Origin of the sequence: Flavobacterium aerium (assembly GCF_030766725.1) — a bacterium.
Lineage (GTDB): Bacteria > Bacteroidota > Bacteroidia > Flavobacteriales > Flavobacteriaceae > Flavobacterium > Flavobacterium aerium.
Genome location: NZ_JARQWR010000007.1, coordinates 128,403 through 143,631, shown reverse-complemented (window position 1 = coordinate 143,631; position 15,229 = coordinate 128,403). Strand labels below are relative to the sequence as shown.

Sequence of the window (15,229 nt, the reverse complement as noted above, 5' to 3'; positions counted from 1 at the left end):
TCTCAAAAACAACTTTAATGAAAGCAACTATTGTTACAATTGGGGATGAAATCCTGATTGGTCAGATTGTAGATACAAATTCAGGGTATATTGCTAAGGCACTGAATAATATAGGGATAGATGTTCATGAAATGATCTCTATTCAGGACGACAAACAGCATATCCTAGATACACTGGCAAGTCTTCAAAATAATGTTGAAGTGGTGATCATTACAGGAGGACTTGGCCCTACAAAAGACGATATTACTAAGAAAACATTTTGTGATTATTTTGAAGATACCCTGGTGGTAAATCCAGAAGTGTTAGAACATGTGATTGAGTTGATTGAGAAAGCGTTAAAGCGCCCAGCTTCACAATTGAATAAAGATCAAGCCTTAGTACCATCAAAATGTACTGTGCTAACGAATCGATTTGGGACCGCTCCAGGAATGTGGATTCAAAAAGAAAATACAATTTTTATTTCGCTACCAGGAGTGCCTTATGAAATGAAAGGTATCGTGGATTTTGAAATTATTCCAAGATTAATTGAGCAGTTCAAAAGACCCTATATTATCCATCAAACTATATTGACCTATGGACAAGGCGAGAGCATTGTAGCAGAGCGTATTGAGCAATGGGAGAATGATTTACCAGCTTTTATTAAGCTGGCCTATTTACCTAATCCCGGACGTGTAAGATTACGTCTTTCGGCTAGAGGTACTGATAAAGAAGTTTTAGAAAAAGCATTAGAATCGAATGTAAATTCGCTGAAAAATATAATCGGAGATATTATCGTCGGATATGGCGAAGAAGATACTCTGGAAGTCGTTTTGGGACGATTACTAGTAAAACAAGATAAGACCATCGCTACAGCAGAAAGTTGTACTGGAGGGAAGATTGCTCAAATGTTTACCTCTGTTGCAGGAGCTTCAGCGTATTTTAGAGGAGGAGTAGTGACTTATGCAACGGATACTAAAACAACAGTTTTGGGAGTTTCTGAAGCCAGTATTGAGGAACATACAGTAGTAAGTTCGGTTGTAGCCGAACAAATGGCATTGAGTGTAAAACGATTAATGAACACCGATTATGCGATAGCGACGACGGGAAATGCAGGACCAATTAAAGGTGATTCAGATGCCGAATTAGGAACTGTTTTTATCGCTTTAGCGACTCCAGAAGGTGTTTATGTTGAAGAATTTAACTTTGGACAACCCAGAGAAAAAGTCATTGATAGAGCGGTAAATAAGGCTTTAGAGATGTTGCAGAAAGAAATTTTAAAAAACTAGTAGATTTTTTTTGTAAAATAGGTTTATTTTATGTTTCTTTGCACCCTGATTTTGAATAACGATAAAAGATAAGCATAATGTCAAGAGTTTGTGACCTTACAGGTAAAAGAGCGATGGTAGGAAACAATGTTTCTCACGCGATGAACAAGACTAAGAGAAAATTTTCTGTTAACTTAGTTAAAAAACGTTTTTATCTTCCTGAAGAGGATAGATGGATTACTCTTAGAGTAGCTGCATCTACTATAAAAACAATAAATAAAAATGGAATTGCTGCTGTTTTGAAAGAAGCTAAAGCAAATGGATTTATTAAATAATAGTCCAAATCCTATTAAATATACATCAAGATGGCAAAAAAAGGCAATAGAATTCAAGTGATTTTAGAGTGTACTGAGCACAAAACAAGTGGTCAACCAGGTACTTCTAGATATATTACAACGAAGAACAAGAAAAACACTCCAGACAGATTAGAGATTAAGAAATTTAATCCAATCTTGAAAAAAGTGACTATTCATAAAGAAATTAAATAATAATTAGTCATGGCAAAGAAAACCGTAGCATCCTTACAGACAGCTTCTAAGAGATTATCGAAAGCTATCAAAATGGTGAAATCTCCAAAAACTGGTGCATATACTTTCGTAGAAAGTGTTATGGCTCCTGAATTAGTTGATGAATTTCTTAAGAAGAAATAATTAATTGACAATATATATAGAAAAGCTACTTTCAGTAATGAAAGTAGCTTTTTTATTTTCTATATTTACCTTTTAAATATAAGTTGATACTTATTTTGTAATCTATTGAATATGAGTTTCTTTAAAAAAATATTTTCGTCTGAGAAGAAAGAAAGCTTGGACAAAGGTCTAGAAAAAACGAAATCTACCTTTTTTTCTAAATTAACAAAAGCAATTGCCGGAAAATCTAAAGTCGACGATGAAGTACTGGATAATCTTGAAGAGATACTAGTATCGTCAGATGTGGGAGTTGAAACAACACTAAAAGTAATCACAAGAATTGAAGCCCGCGTTTCCAAAGACAAGTTCGTTGGGACAGAAGAGCTGAACAAAATTCTGAGAGAAGAAATTGCAGGACTGTTATCTGAAACCAATATCGGTGAAGCAACAGAATTTGTAACTCCAGCCCATACAAAACCATATGTGATTATGGTAGTAGGTGTAAATGGAGTTGGTAAAACAACAACCATTGGGAAGTTAGCCTACCAATTCAATAAAGCAGGAAAAAAAGTAGTTCTTGGAGCAGCCGATACATTTAGAGCTGCAGCAATCGATCAATTACAGGTGTGGGCAGATAGAGTAGGTGTACCAATCGTAAAACAACAAATGGGGAGTGATCCTGCATCCGTTGCTTTTGATACTTTACAGTCTGCAGTAAGCCAAAATGCCGATGTTGTAATCATTGATACAGCAGGACGTTTGCATAATAAGGTAAACCTAATGAACGAGCTCACGAAAGTGAAACGTGTCATGCAAAAAGTAGTAGAAGATGCACCACACGATGTACTATTAGTTTTAGATGGTTCTACAGGACAAAATGCATTTGAGCAAGCAAAGCAATTTACTGCTGCAACAGAAGTAACCTCATTAGCTGTAACAAAATTAGATGGAACAGCAAAAGGAGGCGTTGTAATTGGTATATCAGATCAATTTAAAATTCCAGTAAAATATATCGGTGTAGGAGAAGGAATTGAAGACTTGCAAGTTTTCAATAAATACGAATTTGTAGATTCATTCTTTAAGTAATGGCTAATATAAATCCACGTGCAAAAGATGTAGTAGCATTTACGAAGATCATTGCCTATTTTTCATTGTTTTATGCAGTAGTGCTATTTTGTCAGATTATCGTAAATGTATACCGTTATTTTACAAACGATAATCCAATGATTTCACCACAATTTTACTTAAAAAGTAATTACACATATTACGTATTATTAGCAGGAGCAATATTGCTTTGTGGGCTTAATTTTTATGCTATAAAAAAAGAAAAATGCAATTGGATATTAGTTGTTTTTTCTATTGCAGCCATAGGAATAGTGCGATTTAATTTTGAGTTAATACATACCTATTTTAGTCAATTATAACATGAAAGCTATTATACGAATAATGCCATTATTTTTGATGTTAATGGCCTGTCAGTCTAAAGTCAGCCTACAAGACGTTTCAAAAATAAATGGATATTGGGAAATTGAAAAAGTGATTTTGCCAGATGGAAAAGAAAAAGATTATAAAGTCAATTTAACCTACGATTATATAGAAATTAATAAAGACAATAAAGGATTTAGAAAAAAAGTAAGTCCACAATTAGACGGTACATTTGTAGTAGATGAAGAGCAATCAGAATCACTAGAAGCGATTGTTGAAAATGAAGTGGTGTATTTGAAATACAAAACACCCTATGCAACATGGAAAGAAGAATTGAAATCAATTTCAGCAGAAGAAATGGTGATTGTCAATGAAACAAAAAATGAATACCACTATAAAAAAGCAGCTGCAATCAATTTAAAATAATTATGGCAAAAAGATCCAATGATAATAGCCCTATAGGCGATGTCCTTAGAGAAATTATTCAGATAAATAAACTTCAGCCGGGCATGGATCAGATATCTGTGAAAGAGGCTTGGGTAAATTTAATGGGGAATGGAGTGAATAGTTATACGCAGAATGTTGTATTACGTGGAAGTACCTTATATGTAGAGTTAACATCATCGGTGTTGCGAGAAGAGCTCACCCATGGAAAACAAAAAATCATTACAATGATAAATGAAGAATTACGACGAGATATTGTAAAAGATGTTGTACTTCGTTAAAAAAATAAAGACATAAAAAAAGTCCCGATCATCATGATCGGGACTTTTTTTATATAAGAATGCGGGATTAGAATTGCTCTCTTCCTGCAAAGTGGAATGCAGATTCGATTGCAGCGTTCTCATCACTATCAGAACCGTGAACAGCATTTTCTCCAATAGAAGTAGCATAAGCCTTTCTGATTGTTCCATCTGCTGCGTCAGCTGGGTTTGTAGCTCCGATTAAAGTTCTGAAATCTTCTACTGCGTTGTCTTTTTCTAAGATAGCAGAAACGATTGGTCCTCTAGACATGAATTCAACTAATTCTCCGTAAAAAGGTCTTTCACTGTGTACTGAGTAAAATGCTTTAGCATCAGCAACAGTTAATTGAGTTAATTTCAAAGAAACGATTTTGAAACCTGCTTTAGTAATCATTGATAAAATTCCTCCGATGTGTCCTTTTTCAACTGCATCAGGCTTAATCATTGTAAATGTTCTATTCGTAGCCATTGTTTATTTTTTAAATTTTTGCAAAACTAGTGTTTTTCGTTGGAATATTAACATTAATGTACGTTATATTATTGAATTACGATGCTAAAATTATTTTCTAGCGGTTTTAATTCTTTCATTAAGTTCTCGATTAAAAGAGGGCCAGTTTCAAGATAGTATTCTGAGAAATTATCTTTTCTTTCCTGTAAACTTTGTCCAGGAAATAATTCATTCTGTAACTCCGTAATGCGATTTAATTCATCGGAAAGCTTTCTTTTCTGTGCTCGTAATAGCCGTTTTTCCAAATGCTCTAAACCTTTTATCTGTTTTACTTCCTGAGCGTTAACTGCCCCTAAAAAAGAAGCATCCGTTTTCTTTGCAATTTCATGTAAAGCTTCAAACTGTTTTTTAAGAAACTCTTTTTGAGCACTAAAATCAATTGGGAATTCAGATAATTCCTTTGTTTTTCGATTCAATAAAATTTGCTGTTTAGAAAACAAATCAGACCAAGATAAATCTAATTTATCTGCTTTTAAAGCTTGCTTAGCCGTTGCAATTAATACAGAATTTCGTAACAATAAAATAGGAAAAGGAATATCCGAATGATTAAAATAAGATTTCAATTCGAGCCAATAAGCTAATTCTCCACCACCACCAATGTAGCATAAATTAGGAAGAATTATTTCCTGATAAAGAGGACGCATAATAACATTAGGACTGAACTTTTCAGGATGCTGCTCAACCAATTCAAGGATTTCTTCTCTTGAAAAACGAAGCTCGGTATTGTTGACAAGATAATGATCTCCTTCTAAAATAATTCGCTCCCGAAGCGTATCTTCAATATAAAATAAGTTGATTTCACGAGGGTTTACCTGAATATTGTAATTCTGTAATTTTTCAGTTGTTGCTAATACTAATGGACTAGCACTTTGATGCAATAATTCCTCTTTGATATACGGGATAAATTCACGTTTTAAATCACTTGAATCTGCATCCAGTATCACCAAGCCATATTGACCAAAAAGAGCATTAGCCAAATGTCTTGTTGCATCGGCAAGAGAATCATGTGCAAGATAAGCCTCTTCAAACATTCGTTTGATATCATCAGCATTTTTGCCAACTCCCAATTCCTGCGTAAAAACTTCAAAAACATCTTCCAATCCTTTTGTAGATAAACGACCTACAGGACCTGTGCTATTTTTGTTCCAACGAATTTTTTTGCCTTTAAAAGTGAAATAATTAATTTCTTCAAAATCATGATCTTCAGTGGCCATCCAATAAATTGGGACAAAATTTGATTCAGGATATTGAACTTTTAATTGTTCGGTTAAATTAATTGTGGAAATGATTTTATATAAAAAATACAAAGGACCCGTGAATAAGTTCAATTGGTGACCCGTTGTAATAGTAAAAGTATTGTTCTTTAATAAAGCATCAATGTTTTGTTGTGTTGAAGCCGATGTTTCAATGGATTTGTACTGTTTCTGTAAAGCAGAAACTAAAACACCACGAAAGCTAACAGGATAATTCTGTTGTTTCTCTATAATTTGTTCTTTAAAGTTTTCAAGGGAAGGGAAACGATTATAAAGAGACTGAATGTTAGGTTTTTGATCTAAATAATCATTCATTAACGGAGTGAAATACCCAGATTCTTGGTAGCTAATACAGTCAGATGGCATGTTATCAAGTTTAAAATTTGTGCTAATTTAACGAAAATTAATGGTTTGAAAGTAGCTTTAACACTAGGTTATGAATCACAACCTTTAAAAGAGAAGTCTGAGAAATATCGAGCAAAATGTCCTCGTCGTAATGTTCAAGAAGAATAGAAACCAAAAATTAGAAAGGTTTTATAAAACACGAAAGAACATGATAGATTAGTAACCGATCAATGGTATAATTTACCACGTTGGTTTCAAAAAGAAGTAGAAGTTTTTTTTGGCTTATAAACCAGAACATATAGAATATCTATAACACTATATCACAGCAGATTTGCGAGAGCGAAATTTAAAAATAAATCATGGATCAAATTTAGTTACTCGTTTGCCAAAATTTGTAAGAGAGGCAAAAAATAGAAAAAAGCTATCCAAAATAATAAAAACAGAAAAAATAATTCAAATAACAGTGGGAGAGAACCAGCAGAATATACTTGGGTCGTGGTGCAAGTATTAAAAATGAAATCGAGGAAAACAATACCAAGTGATGCGAAGTTCGGGAGCAGTAAGACAATGCATAAATAAGGTAAATTCTGCGATTTGAGCAACACATATTTCTACTGGAATAGCTACTATAGCAATGGATTTCAGATCACAACATCAAAATAAAAAGCTCGCTAAAGAAAGATTAATTAAGAAACGAGAAGAAGAAATCATTCAGAGTCTTAAAAATCAGTTAAATAAACAAAGGAGAATCAATTAAATGTTGAACGTGGCAATCCAGTGCGTACCTTTGCAGGCTTGAATTTCAAAAAGCAAAAAGAAGGGAAAGCCTATAAGGGAACTCGTCAACAATTAAAAAACAATTTACACAAAGAATTAAGATAATGGGAACAAATATTCACGATACACATTTATTTGAAGCTTTAGAAGCATATCCTTACAATTTATCTGAAGCCATAGAATCCTTAAATTACGCCTTATCATACGACGATAAAAATACATTAGCACTGTGCTTGAAAGGTCGAATATATGCAGAACAATTAAAAGACTACGAAGAAGCTAAAACCTGTTATGAAGAAGCATTAGCTGTAGATATTCATGCTTTGGATGTTTATCCAAATTTCATTCTAACCTTAATTTGGAATGAAGATTATGAGCAGGCACAAAAACTGATTGATTTTGCAATGCAAATTAAAGGAATGGACAAAGCTTTAATTCATATGAAACAAGCTACGCTTTATGAAAGCCAACACCTGTTTAAAGAAGCATCAAAAGCAATCAAATTGGCGAAGTTAAGCAACTATGAAACAGATTTACAAGCAGATATCATAGAACAGCAAAACCGAATTAAAGATAAGCTGAGAATGATTTCAGATAAAAAAACAAAAAAAAATAAGCCAACAAATAAGAAAAAGGCAGAGAAGAAGAAAAAATAATTATAATAAAAAAGGTGTGGAGTAATCCATGCCTTTTTTAGTTTAGAGGAACAAAATTAAAATTATCACTATAAAACATGACTCTTTGAGAAATTAGAGATAATTTTGCAGTTAAATTTCAGGTCTTGAGCTCAACAGTTTTCTTAATTACTCCACCTTTTACACAGCTGAATACGCCCTATCCGGCCACAGCCTATATAAAAGGATTTCTAAACACAAAAGATATTACTTCCTATCAATCCGATTTAGGGATAGAAGTAATATTGGAATTATTTTCAAAAGGAGGATTACAGAATTTATTTGATACAATCACTCAAAAAGTTGAAGAAACAGACTTAAAGCTTAGTGATAATGCACAACGTATTCTTGCATTACAAGAAGACTATATCCATACGATTGATTCAGTAATATTATTTCTGCAAGGAAAGAATCCAACACTTTCCCATTTAATTTGCCAAGAAGATTTTTTACCAGAAGCATCCCGATTTTCTACTTTAGAAGAATTGGATTGGGCTTTTGGAACAATGGGAACTCAGGATAAAGCAAAACATTTGGCTACTCTATACTTGGAAGACATTTCCGATTTAATTGTAGAATGTATTGACGATAATTTTGGATTTAGCAGGTATGCAGAACGTTTGGGTCGATCAGCCAATAGCTTTGACGAACTGTATACAGCTTTACAACAAGAATATACCTATATCGATCAAATTCTAATTGGAATATTAGAATATAAAATGTCAATGGTTCAACCTAAAATGGTTGCCTTATCAGTTCCTTTTCCGGGTAATTTATATGCCTCATTTCGTTGTGGACAATGGATCAAAAAACACTACCCAGAAGTGAAAATTGCAATGGGAGGAGGATTTGCTAATACCGAATTACGCTCACTTTCTGATGCAAGAGTTTTTGAATTTTTTGATTTCATTCCATTAGATGATGGAGAAGCACCGATTGAAAACTTAATTGATTATATAGAAGGTAGAAAAACGATTGACGAACTGAAAAGAACGTTCACTTTAGTCGATGGAAAAGTAACCTATATCAATAACAATAGCTGTAAAGATTATAAACAATCAGAAGTAGGAACACCAGATTATAATGATTTGTTATTGGATCAATATATTTCAGTTATTGAAATTGTAAATCCAATGCACCGCATGTGGAGCGATGGGCGATGGAATAAATTGACGATGGCACATGGATGTTATTGGGGGAAATGTACGTTCTGTGATATCTCATTAGATTATATAAAATTATACGAACCTGTAGCAGCAAAATTGCTCTGCGATCGTATGGAAGAACTAATCGAACAAACAGGGCAGAATGGATTCCACTTTGTAGATGAAGCTGCACCACCGGCTTTAATGCGAGCTTTGGCATTAGAAATTCTGAGAAGAAAACTTAGTGTTACGTGGTGGACGAATATTCGTTTTGAAAAAAGCTTTACAAGAGACTTATGTTTGTTGCTTAAAGCATCGGGTTGTATTGCCATTTCTGGAGGATTGGAAGTAGCCTCCGACCGATTACTAGAACTGATTCAGAAAGGAGTTACCGTAGCACAAGTAGCGCGCGTAACACGAAATTTTACAGAAGCAGGCGTAATGGTACATGCCTATTTGATGTATGGTTTCCCTACACAAACGGCACAGGAAACGATTGATTCCCTGGAAATGATTCGTCAAATGTTTGAAGTTGGAATCTTACAATCAGGTTTTTGGCATCAGTTTGCAATGACCGCGCATAGTCCAGTAGGAATGTATCCGGAAAAATTTGGTGTTTTAAAGGAGACTGAAGCTATCGGAACCTTTGCAAATAATGATATTGTCCATATTGACAATACCGGTACCGATCACGATCAGTTTAGTTTCGGATTAAAGAAATCATTATTCAATTTCATGCATGGAATCTGTTTTGATTACCCATTACAAGACTGGTTTGAATTTAAAATACCACGTACAAAAATTCCAAATGATTATATATTTAATGCAATCAGTGAGGAAGATGAATTACTGATTAAATCATCAGCAAAAATTGTTTGGCTAGGGAATAAACCAACAGTAAACTATTTTACGAAAAGCAAGAAAGGGAATCAATGGGAAATGGCAACATTAACATTCCATGATAAAAAAGAAAGCTTTAGTATTCAGACCAATAAAGAAGAAGCAGAATGGTTATTATCCATTTTGGCCCTTATTTCAGTATCAAATGCTAAGATTCATACCTTTCAAGAAGTAAAAGCAAATGCAGAAACTGCCGGAATTGAAGATTTTGAATTATTTTGGTACAGTAAACCAGTGAATACACTACGAGAATCAGGATTATTAGTATTGTAGTTTTTAAGTAAAAATACCCAATCATTCGCTTTGATATATAGAATAAAAAATGGGATAATAAATATCCCATGTAATGATGTCTTTATCTCTTTTATATATTGTGTAAAAAGGAAGAGTAGATTATTTGACTAAATATCATGTTGTTTTAAAACTTTTTCGAAAGCTTTACGAGGACAACCTCGAAACGTAACCTTTCCACAGTATTGATAACCTGTTTTTTCAAAAAGAGCCAACATTGCAGCATTATCAAAATTGGTATCAGCTTTTACGCTTGAAATTTGGTTTTCCATAGCAAAAGCGTCAATGTATTGTAGCATAATCTTTGAAAATCCTTGTTTCAAATATTTTTCGGATACTGCCACTCTATGAAAAACAACAAAATCTCCATCGGTTAGCCATTGTCCTTTTAAGTTAGCATATTCTGGCTCATCATTAATCATTAGTGCACAATAACCTATAATATCTTCTTCATTGGATATCACATACCCATAACCATTTTCAATATCTCTTTTTAGAACCGTAGGGTTAGGATATCCATCTTGCCATTGTTCACTTCCATCTTGTTTTCTACGCTCGATTGCATGAATAAAAATTTCCCAGATTTCATTAATTTGACCAGATTCGGCCTTTTCAAATTTGTAGTTCATAACTTTTTGTTTTTATTTTATCTTAAATATGATTTTACCATTAAAACAGATAGGATATAGAGTATTGATAATAACAGCAAGAATAGAAGAAACCCATTAATACCAAATTGTTGAATGAATATGCCTCCGATAACGGGTGTTACCGCTTGTGCTATTAATGGAAGACGGGCAAGTTTACCAATAATCAAGCTATAATTTTTACTTCCAAAAATAGATAATGGTAAAGTTCCTCTTAATATCGACCTCATGCCATTTCCCATTCCAAAAAGCAAGACTCCTAAACCCGCAATTCTGGAATCAAGCATTAGGAATAATGTACCAATAAAAAGTGCACTAGACGAAATAATTGCAGACAATATAACGGACCTTTTAGGAAGTAAAAGTTCTATAACTCTAACTGCTGCCTGACTCGGTCCAAGTATAGCTGCGATGGTTATTATTGAGGTTTTTGTCAAATTCTTATCGTTTAATATGTCGATTAAATGGATCACCAATCCAGTAGTAATCACCGCACCCAAAGTAAAATTGATCAAAATCCAGTTATAGAGTGGTTTTGAGACATTGGCTACATCTGTAGTATCTATCATCAAAGATTGATCTGGATAGGTTTGCTTTGTCGTATTTTTTTCTGTAAATAACCAATAATGAAGTGGTAAAATGGTAACAATTAGAATAATAGCATAGAATATACAGGTCAAACGCCATCCATAGGCTGTGTTTAAAAAAGTTAGAAATGCCCAAGAGATACTGGGTGCTAAGCTCGAAATCAAAGTAACCTGTACAATTGAAATACTCGCATTGTTACCATGTTTTTTGCCCAATGAAGCAAATAGAGCATCATATAAACCCATTCCCATTGCAATACCAATGATGAACCAACCAATCAGAAAAATGGAGAATGACCTACTACCCGCTATGACAAATAAACCACAAGCCATCACTACTCCCGTAAATAATAGCGGGATGTTCTTATCCATGCGTTGGATATAATAGCCAATTTTGGGCATTATTAATCCAGATACAAGTAATGATAAAGAAAGTGCTCCATAGATTGATTGATACGACCATCCAGTATCTTTCATTATTGAACCTGAAAGAACTGATAACAAAAAATATGAACCACCCCACAAAATAATTTGCCCTATTCCTAATGCTAAATTAGAAGTAATGGTAGTATGTTTTTCTCTTAGAGCACTCAATGTTTTATCCATAATATGATGCAAAATTGCAATTATTTAATATATTAGCAAAAATGTATTTTTCGATATAATCAATCGGTTTTAACGATTTGAAATGGAACTCAGGCAACTTAAATATTTTCTAAAAGCAAAAGAACTACTCAATTTTACTGAAGCAGCTCGTGCAGTATTCGTGACCCAAAGTACCCTCTCACAACAGATTAAACAGTTAGAAGAGGAACTCGGGACACCATTATTCAACCGTATTGGAAGAAGAATTACACTAACAGAAGCGGGGACATTATTTGCAAGCTATGCTTCAAAAAGTTTACGTCTGGCAGAAGATGGACGTTTGGCTTTAAAGGAACTTGATCAACTTCAAACAGGAGAAATATCAATTGGGGTTTCTTTTGGCCTTCAAGCGCTATTTAATGACGTTCTTAAAGTTTTTGCTTCTAAATACAAGGATATTCGGATAAAAGTAATTTATGGAGCTGCCCTGGAATTGTTCCAGAAATTAGAAAATCTTGAATTAGATTTTATTTTAGCTTTCCATGAAACAGAAGAATTGGAGAGCCTAAAGTATGAAATGATGTTTGTATCACCATTGGTATTTGTTTGTAATAAAAATTCCAAATTTGCAGACCGATCTTCAATAGAAGTTAATGAAATAGCAAATGAATCACTTGTTTTGGCATCCAGAGGCTATAGTGTTGATCATATTATTAGTAGAGAGTTTCAGAAATACCATCTTATGCCAAAATTCTCACTAGAGATAAATGACATTCCTACAGTTATTTCATTAGTTGAATCGGGAGAATGGAGTACTATATTAGTGAAATCGAGTTTTTCAAATGATAACTTAATCGCGATCCCAATTAATGGGGGAAATTTTTCTAGAACGGCAAAGTTCGTAACAGTTAAGGATATTTATGAAAAAAAAGCAGTTCGGACATTTATTTTGCTTTTTACCGACCTTTTATCAAAAAAAAGATTCTAAAAAGAATAGCTCCTTCTTAGAATCTTAATTTATGAAATTATAGAATAATTTTAATCTACTAAAAGTTTAGTAACAGCAGCACTGTTTAAAGCCCATTCCATAGAATATACTTCATCGGCATCTTCTGTTTCAATACTTTTCAGATTTTGCGCTTCTGCTTTTAAAAGCAAAAGATTTCCAATGTTTAATTTAGTATTCAATTTTGAAATCAAACCTTTTACAGCTTCAAAATCCAAATTTTGAACCACTTGTCCTCCAAAAGCCATTTCAAGCCAGATGATTTCATTATTCCAAACATCCAATACACCAAAGACAATTCCTTTGGCAGCATTTTGAACTACTCTCACCTGATGCTGAACACAAGAAGGATCATAAGCAACACCTGTTTTCTCTGAGATTTTCATTTTATGTTTACTGTTCATCCATCCAATCACTAAATTTGGGCTGATGGCTCCCGTACTAAAGGCATTACAAGTAAAGGTTACATATTGTGCCTTGGCCTGTTTTAAGGCATTAATATCCAATTCAATATATTCAGCGGTTCCTATTTTATCAGGAATACTTCTAATATCTCCGCTATGTTGAGCGCCAGTCGCTGTTAAATGAGAATAAGAACAAATCTCATGTTTCCCATCACTATATGCTATTTGACAACTTAAATCCATATCCAAATGTTGAGCAGGTAAATCTTTACCCCATTGCATAAATAGACGGACAGCATCTCCTTCTACTTGAAATTTTGTTCCCGGTAATGCTGCTGGCAAATCTTGTACAGTATCACTTCGATCTCCTATTGCTACTGGAATATTGAATAACATCGGATCAATGTATATAGTTTTATTTTCATTTGGAATAGCAGCAAAACGTTTCTTCATGACAGTGATTGATAAACCTTCAACCAAAGCTTTCATTTCGTTTAATTGCTCCTCCGTATACAATCCTAAAAATTTGTTTGCAGGAATTCTTTTGATAGTTCCACCTAATGGTTTTACTATTCGATCATTATCCTTATCAAAATAATTTTGTGCATACATATTTAATGTAAATATTAAACGGGCTGGAACTTGATCAATTATTGCTGTAAATTCTTTTATAGTTTCTTCTGCTCCATACCATAACATAGTTGAGAATAATGAACGAGCAAATAAACCAGGTCTTTGTTTTAAAAGAACAAATGTATTAATAGCATCCGATTTCAAACGGTACTGGTTCACACGACCTTGCCATACGGTATAGATTTCATTATAGAAAACATCTAGTAAATCTTTTAACTTTTCGAATCCTTCTTTTTTGCTGTATTCTGCTAAACGTAAGGCACGGATAAATCGAACCCACATTTCTCTTTTTGGATGCATCATTTCACAAGTTTTTTCAATATCCAATTCTAGATTATTGATCCAAACAGCGACCATTTTACATTCCTGACGGTTGTATTTTAGTTTTAATTCTAATTTTTTAGACAAAGTAGCTTGAGCACTTTGATTTAAGTTTGATTGGAAATGTCCACTATTTTTTGCGGCTTGTTTAATAATGGTTTTAGGCTCCATGATTTGTAAAACTCCCGTCTTTTTATACCATAAATAACGCAGTATATCTGTAGGGGAAGTAAAGTAGATTTCGGCTTTTTCACCCGCTCCTTTTTCTACCAAAGCATCAACTATAATCATCAATGTTTCTTTCATTCCAACAGTTACTTTTGGCAATGGAAAAACATCAACTAGTATTTTCAAACTATCAATTTGAGTAGCATCCAAGGCTGTTTTAGACAGTAGTAAATCTGCGAAATAAGACTGTATAGCGTCTTCAGTCCATAGATTTAATAGTTTTGTTTTACTTCCTTGACCATATTTTTCAATTTTTCCAAATTGGAATGGTGTTCCGCAAAAAGGGCAACCGTTATAACGCTCTATTGGAAAAGTTCCGTATGGAATGATATGGCCACATTCTAGTGGAGTACCATCTTTAGAATTAAAGATTGTAGCCAGAAAAGTTTCAAAATGGTCCAATTCAGTTTCACCTGTTGGAGTATTCCATCCTTTTACTAAAGGAGTCCAGTTTTTATCTGTCCCTAATATTTTAGACAATGTTTCATAAATCTCCAACTTATAAGCAGGAGAAACGGTATTCATAGCGTGTAGTAATTCTTCTGATAAAGAAAATCCTATTTTAGCTAGATTAGCGACTAACATGGCTGTTGTTCGTGTTATTTTTTTTCCTGGAGCAACAATTTGTTCCTTAGGAATAAAGATTGCACTTTGACGGACTGAAACCTGAATTAAATTTTTCATTTTTTTAATCTTTATAATTAGATAATCTTGTTTCTGTTTTACCTTAAAAAATTGAAGTAAGAAACAATTGACCTTATTACTATATTTATTTTATTACTAACCCTTACATTATGTAAAGGCTTAATTTATATGGTAATCAA

16 protein-coding genes are annotated in these 15,229 nt (G+C 33.4%); 11 read left to right on the top strand and 5 right to left on the bottom strand.

Annotation, left to right across the window (positions count from 1 at the left end; translation table 11 throughout):
• Window positions 1–17 precede the first annotated feature (17 nt).
• From P6733_RS11085 to P6733_RS11050, 8 genes are all read left to right on the top strand, one after another.
• Window positions 18–1,265: a CinA family nicotinamide mononucleotide deamidase-related protein gene (locus P6733_RS11085; protein WP_306352946.1), complete on the top strand. Its 1,248-nt coding sequence runs from the start codon at window positions 18–20 to the stop codon at window positions 1,263–1,265.
• Between the two features lie 77 nt (window positions 1,266–1,342).
• Complete coding sequence (gene rpmB / locus P6733_RS11080) at window positions 1,343–1,579, top strand: 50S ribosomal protein L28 (protein ID WP_056069897.1); 237 nt, start codon at window positions 1,343–1,345, stop codon at window positions 1,577–1,579.
• Window positions 1,580–1,609: 30 nt separating this feature from the next.
• On the top strand, window positions 1,610–1,792 hold the full coding sequence (rpmG, locus tag P6733_RS11075) for a 50S ribosomal protein L33 (RefSeq protein ID WP_306352942.1): 183 nt from the start codon (window positions 1,610–1,612) through the stop codon (window positions 1,790–1,792).
• A 9-nt stretch (window positions 1,793–1,801) separates the two neighbouring features.
• Window positions 1,802–1,954: a DUF4295 domain-containing protein gene (locus tag P6733_RS11070; protein WP_306352941.1), complete on the top strand. Its 153-nt coding sequence runs from the start codon at window positions 1,802–1,804 to the stop codon at window positions 1,952–1,954.
• A gap of 111 nt (window positions 1,955–2,065) precedes the next feature.
• Entirely contained in the window at window positions 2,066–3,019 is a 954-nt protein-coding gene (gene ftsY / locus P6733_RS11065) for a signal recognition particle-docking protein FtsY (protein ID WP_306352940.1), read from the top strand.
• Window positions 3,019–3,357, top strand: a complete 339-nt coding sequence (locus P6733_RS11060; RefSeq protein ID WP_306352939.1) for a hypothetical protein — start codon at window positions 3,019–3,021, stop codon at window positions 3,355–3,357. Before ftsY ends, P6733_RS11060 begins: the two co-directional genes overlap by 1 nt.
• 1 nt (window position 3,358) lies before the next feature.
• Entirely contained in the window at window positions 3,359–3,784 is a 426-nt protein-coding gene (locus tag P6733_RS11055; protein ID WP_306352938.1) for a lipocalin-like domain-containing protein, read from the top strand.
• Window positions 3,785–3,786: 2 nt separating this feature from the next.
• Window positions 3,787–4,083: a DciA family protein gene (locus P6733_RS11050; RefSeq protein ID WP_306352936.1), complete on the top strand. Its 297-nt coding sequence runs from the start codon at window positions 3,787–3,789 to the stop codon at window positions 4,081–4,083.
• 67 nt (window positions 4,084–4,150) lie between these two features.
• Here P6733_RS11050 and P6733_RS11045 read toward each other — a convergent pair whose 3' ends face one another.
• The gene (locus P6733_RS11045) at window positions 4,151–4,570 is read right to left on the bottom strand and encodes a nucleoside-diphosphate kinase (protein ID WP_306352935.1); all 420 of its coding nucleotides are present in this window, start codon (window positions 4,568–4,570) and stop codon (window positions 4,151–4,153) included.
• A 68-nt stretch (window positions 4,571–4,638) separates the two neighbouring features.
• A complete protein-coding gene (bshC, locus tag P6733_RS11040; RefSeq protein WP_306352934.1) occupies window positions 4,639–6,228 on the bottom strand; it encodes a bacillithiol biosynthesis cysteine-adding enzyme BshC in 1,590 nt (529 codons plus the stop codon).
• Between the two features lie 860 nt (window positions 6,229–7,088).
• On the opposite strand from bshC, the gene P6733_RS11035 reads away from it, so the two are divergent.
• Both P6733_RS11035 and P6733_RS11030 read left to right on the top strand, forming a co-directional pair.
• Complete coding sequence (locus P6733_RS11035) at window positions 7,089–7,640, top strand: hypothetical protein (protein ID WP_306352933.1); 552 nt, start codon at window positions 7,089–7,091, stop codon at window positions 7,638–7,640.
• A 125-nt stretch (window positions 7,641–7,765) separates the two neighbouring features.
• A complete protein-coding gene (locus P6733_RS11030) occupies window positions 7,766–9,976 on the top strand; it encodes a B12-binding domain-containing radical SAM protein (protein WP_306352932.1) in 2,211 nt (736 codons plus the stop codon).
• 128 nt (window positions 9,977–10,104) lie between these two features.
• Here P6733_RS11030 and P6733_RS11025 read toward each other — a convergent pair whose 3' ends face one another.
• Together P6733_RS11025 and P6733_RS11020 are read right to left on the bottom strand one after the other, a co-directional pair.
• Window positions 10,105–10,623: a GNAT family N-acetyltransferase gene (locus P6733_RS11025; RefSeq protein ID WP_306352931.1), complete on the bottom strand. Its 519-nt coding sequence runs from the start codon at window positions 10,621–10,623 to the stop codon at window positions 10,105–10,107.
• A 17-nt stretch (window positions 10,624–10,640) separates the two neighbouring features.
• Window positions 10,641–11,846, bottom strand: a complete 1,206-nt coding sequence (locus tag P6733_RS11020) for an MFS transporter (protein WP_306352930.1) — start codon at window positions 11,844–11,846, stop codon at window positions 10,641–10,643.
• 70 nt (window positions 11,847–11,916) lie between these two features.
• Here P6733_RS11020 and P6733_RS11015 point away from each other — a divergent pair, with 70 nt between their 5' ends.
• Entirely contained in the window at window positions 11,917–12,801 is an 885-nt protein-coding gene (locus tag P6733_RS11015; protein WP_306352929.1) for a LysR substrate-binding domain-containing protein, read from the top strand.
• Between the two features lie 50 nt (window positions 12,802–12,851).
• Here the strand turns inward: P6733_RS11015 and P6733_RS11010 are convergent, their stop codons facing one another.
• Window positions 12,852–15,089 carry a hypothetical protein gene (locus P6733_RS11010; RefSeq protein WP_306352928.1) on the bottom strand — a complete coding sequence of 746 codons (2,238 nt, stop codon included), beginning with the start codon at window positions 15,087–15,089 and terminating at the stop codon, window positions 12,852–12,854.
• Window positions 15,090–15,229 lie beyond the last annotated feature (140 nt).

Bases quoted from the DNA above. Each gene is read 5' to 3' on its own strand.
- P6733_RS11010 (WP_306352928.1), bottom strand. From the start codon at position 15,089: ATGAAAAATTTAATTCAGGTTTCAGTCCGTCAAAGTGCAATCTTTATT.
- P6733_RS11050 (WP_306352936.1), top strand. From the start codon at position 3,787: ATGGCAAAAAGATCCAATGATAATAGCCCTATAGGCGATGTCCTTAGA.
- ftsY (WP_306352940.1), top strand. From the start codon at position 2,066: ATGAGTTTCTTTAAAAAAATATTTTCGTCTGAGAAGAAAGAAAGCTTG.
- P6733_RS11045 (WP_306352935.1), bottom strand. From the start codon at position 4,570: ATGGCTACGAATAGAACATTTACAATGATTAAGCCTGATGCAGTTGAA.
- rpmG (WP_306352942.1), top strand. From the start codon at position 1,610: ATGGCAAAAAAAGGCAATAGAATTCAAGTGATTTTAGAGTGTACTGAG.
- P6733_RS11035 (WP_306352933.1), top strand. From the start codon at position 7,089: ATGGGAACAAATATTCACGATACACATTTATTTGAAGCTTTAGAAGCA.
- P6733_RS11060 (WP_306352939.1), top strand. From the start codon at position 3,019: ATGGCTAATATAAATCCACGTGCAAAAGATGTAGTAGCATTTACGAAG.
- P6733_RS11085 (WP_306352946.1), top strand. From the start codon at position 18: ATGAAAGCAACTATTGTTACAATTGGGGATGAAATCCTGATTGGTCAG.
- P6733_RS11025 (WP_306352931.1), bottom strand. From the start codon at position 10,623: ATGAACTACAAATTTGAAAAGGCCGAATCTGGTCAAATTAATGAAATC.
- P6733_RS11015 (WP_306352929.1), top strand. From the start codon at position 11,917: ATGGAACTCAGGCAACTTAAATATTTTCTAAAAGCAAAAGAACTACTC.
- rpmB (WP_056069897.1), top strand. From the start codon at position 1,343: ATGTCAAGAGTTTGTGACCTTACAGGTAAAAGAGCGATGGTAGGAAAC.
- bshC (WP_306352934.1), bottom strand. From the start codon at position 6,228: ATGCCATCTGACTGTATTAGCTACCAAGAATCTGGGTATTTCACTCCG.
- P6733_RS11055 (WP_306352938.1), top strand. From the start codon at position 3,359: ATGAAAGCTATTATACGAATAATGCCATTATTTTTGATGTTAATGGCC.
- P6733_RS11070 (WP_306352941.1), top strand. From the start codon at position 1,802: ATGGCAAAGAAAACCGTAGCATCCTTACAGACAGCTTCTAAGAGATTA.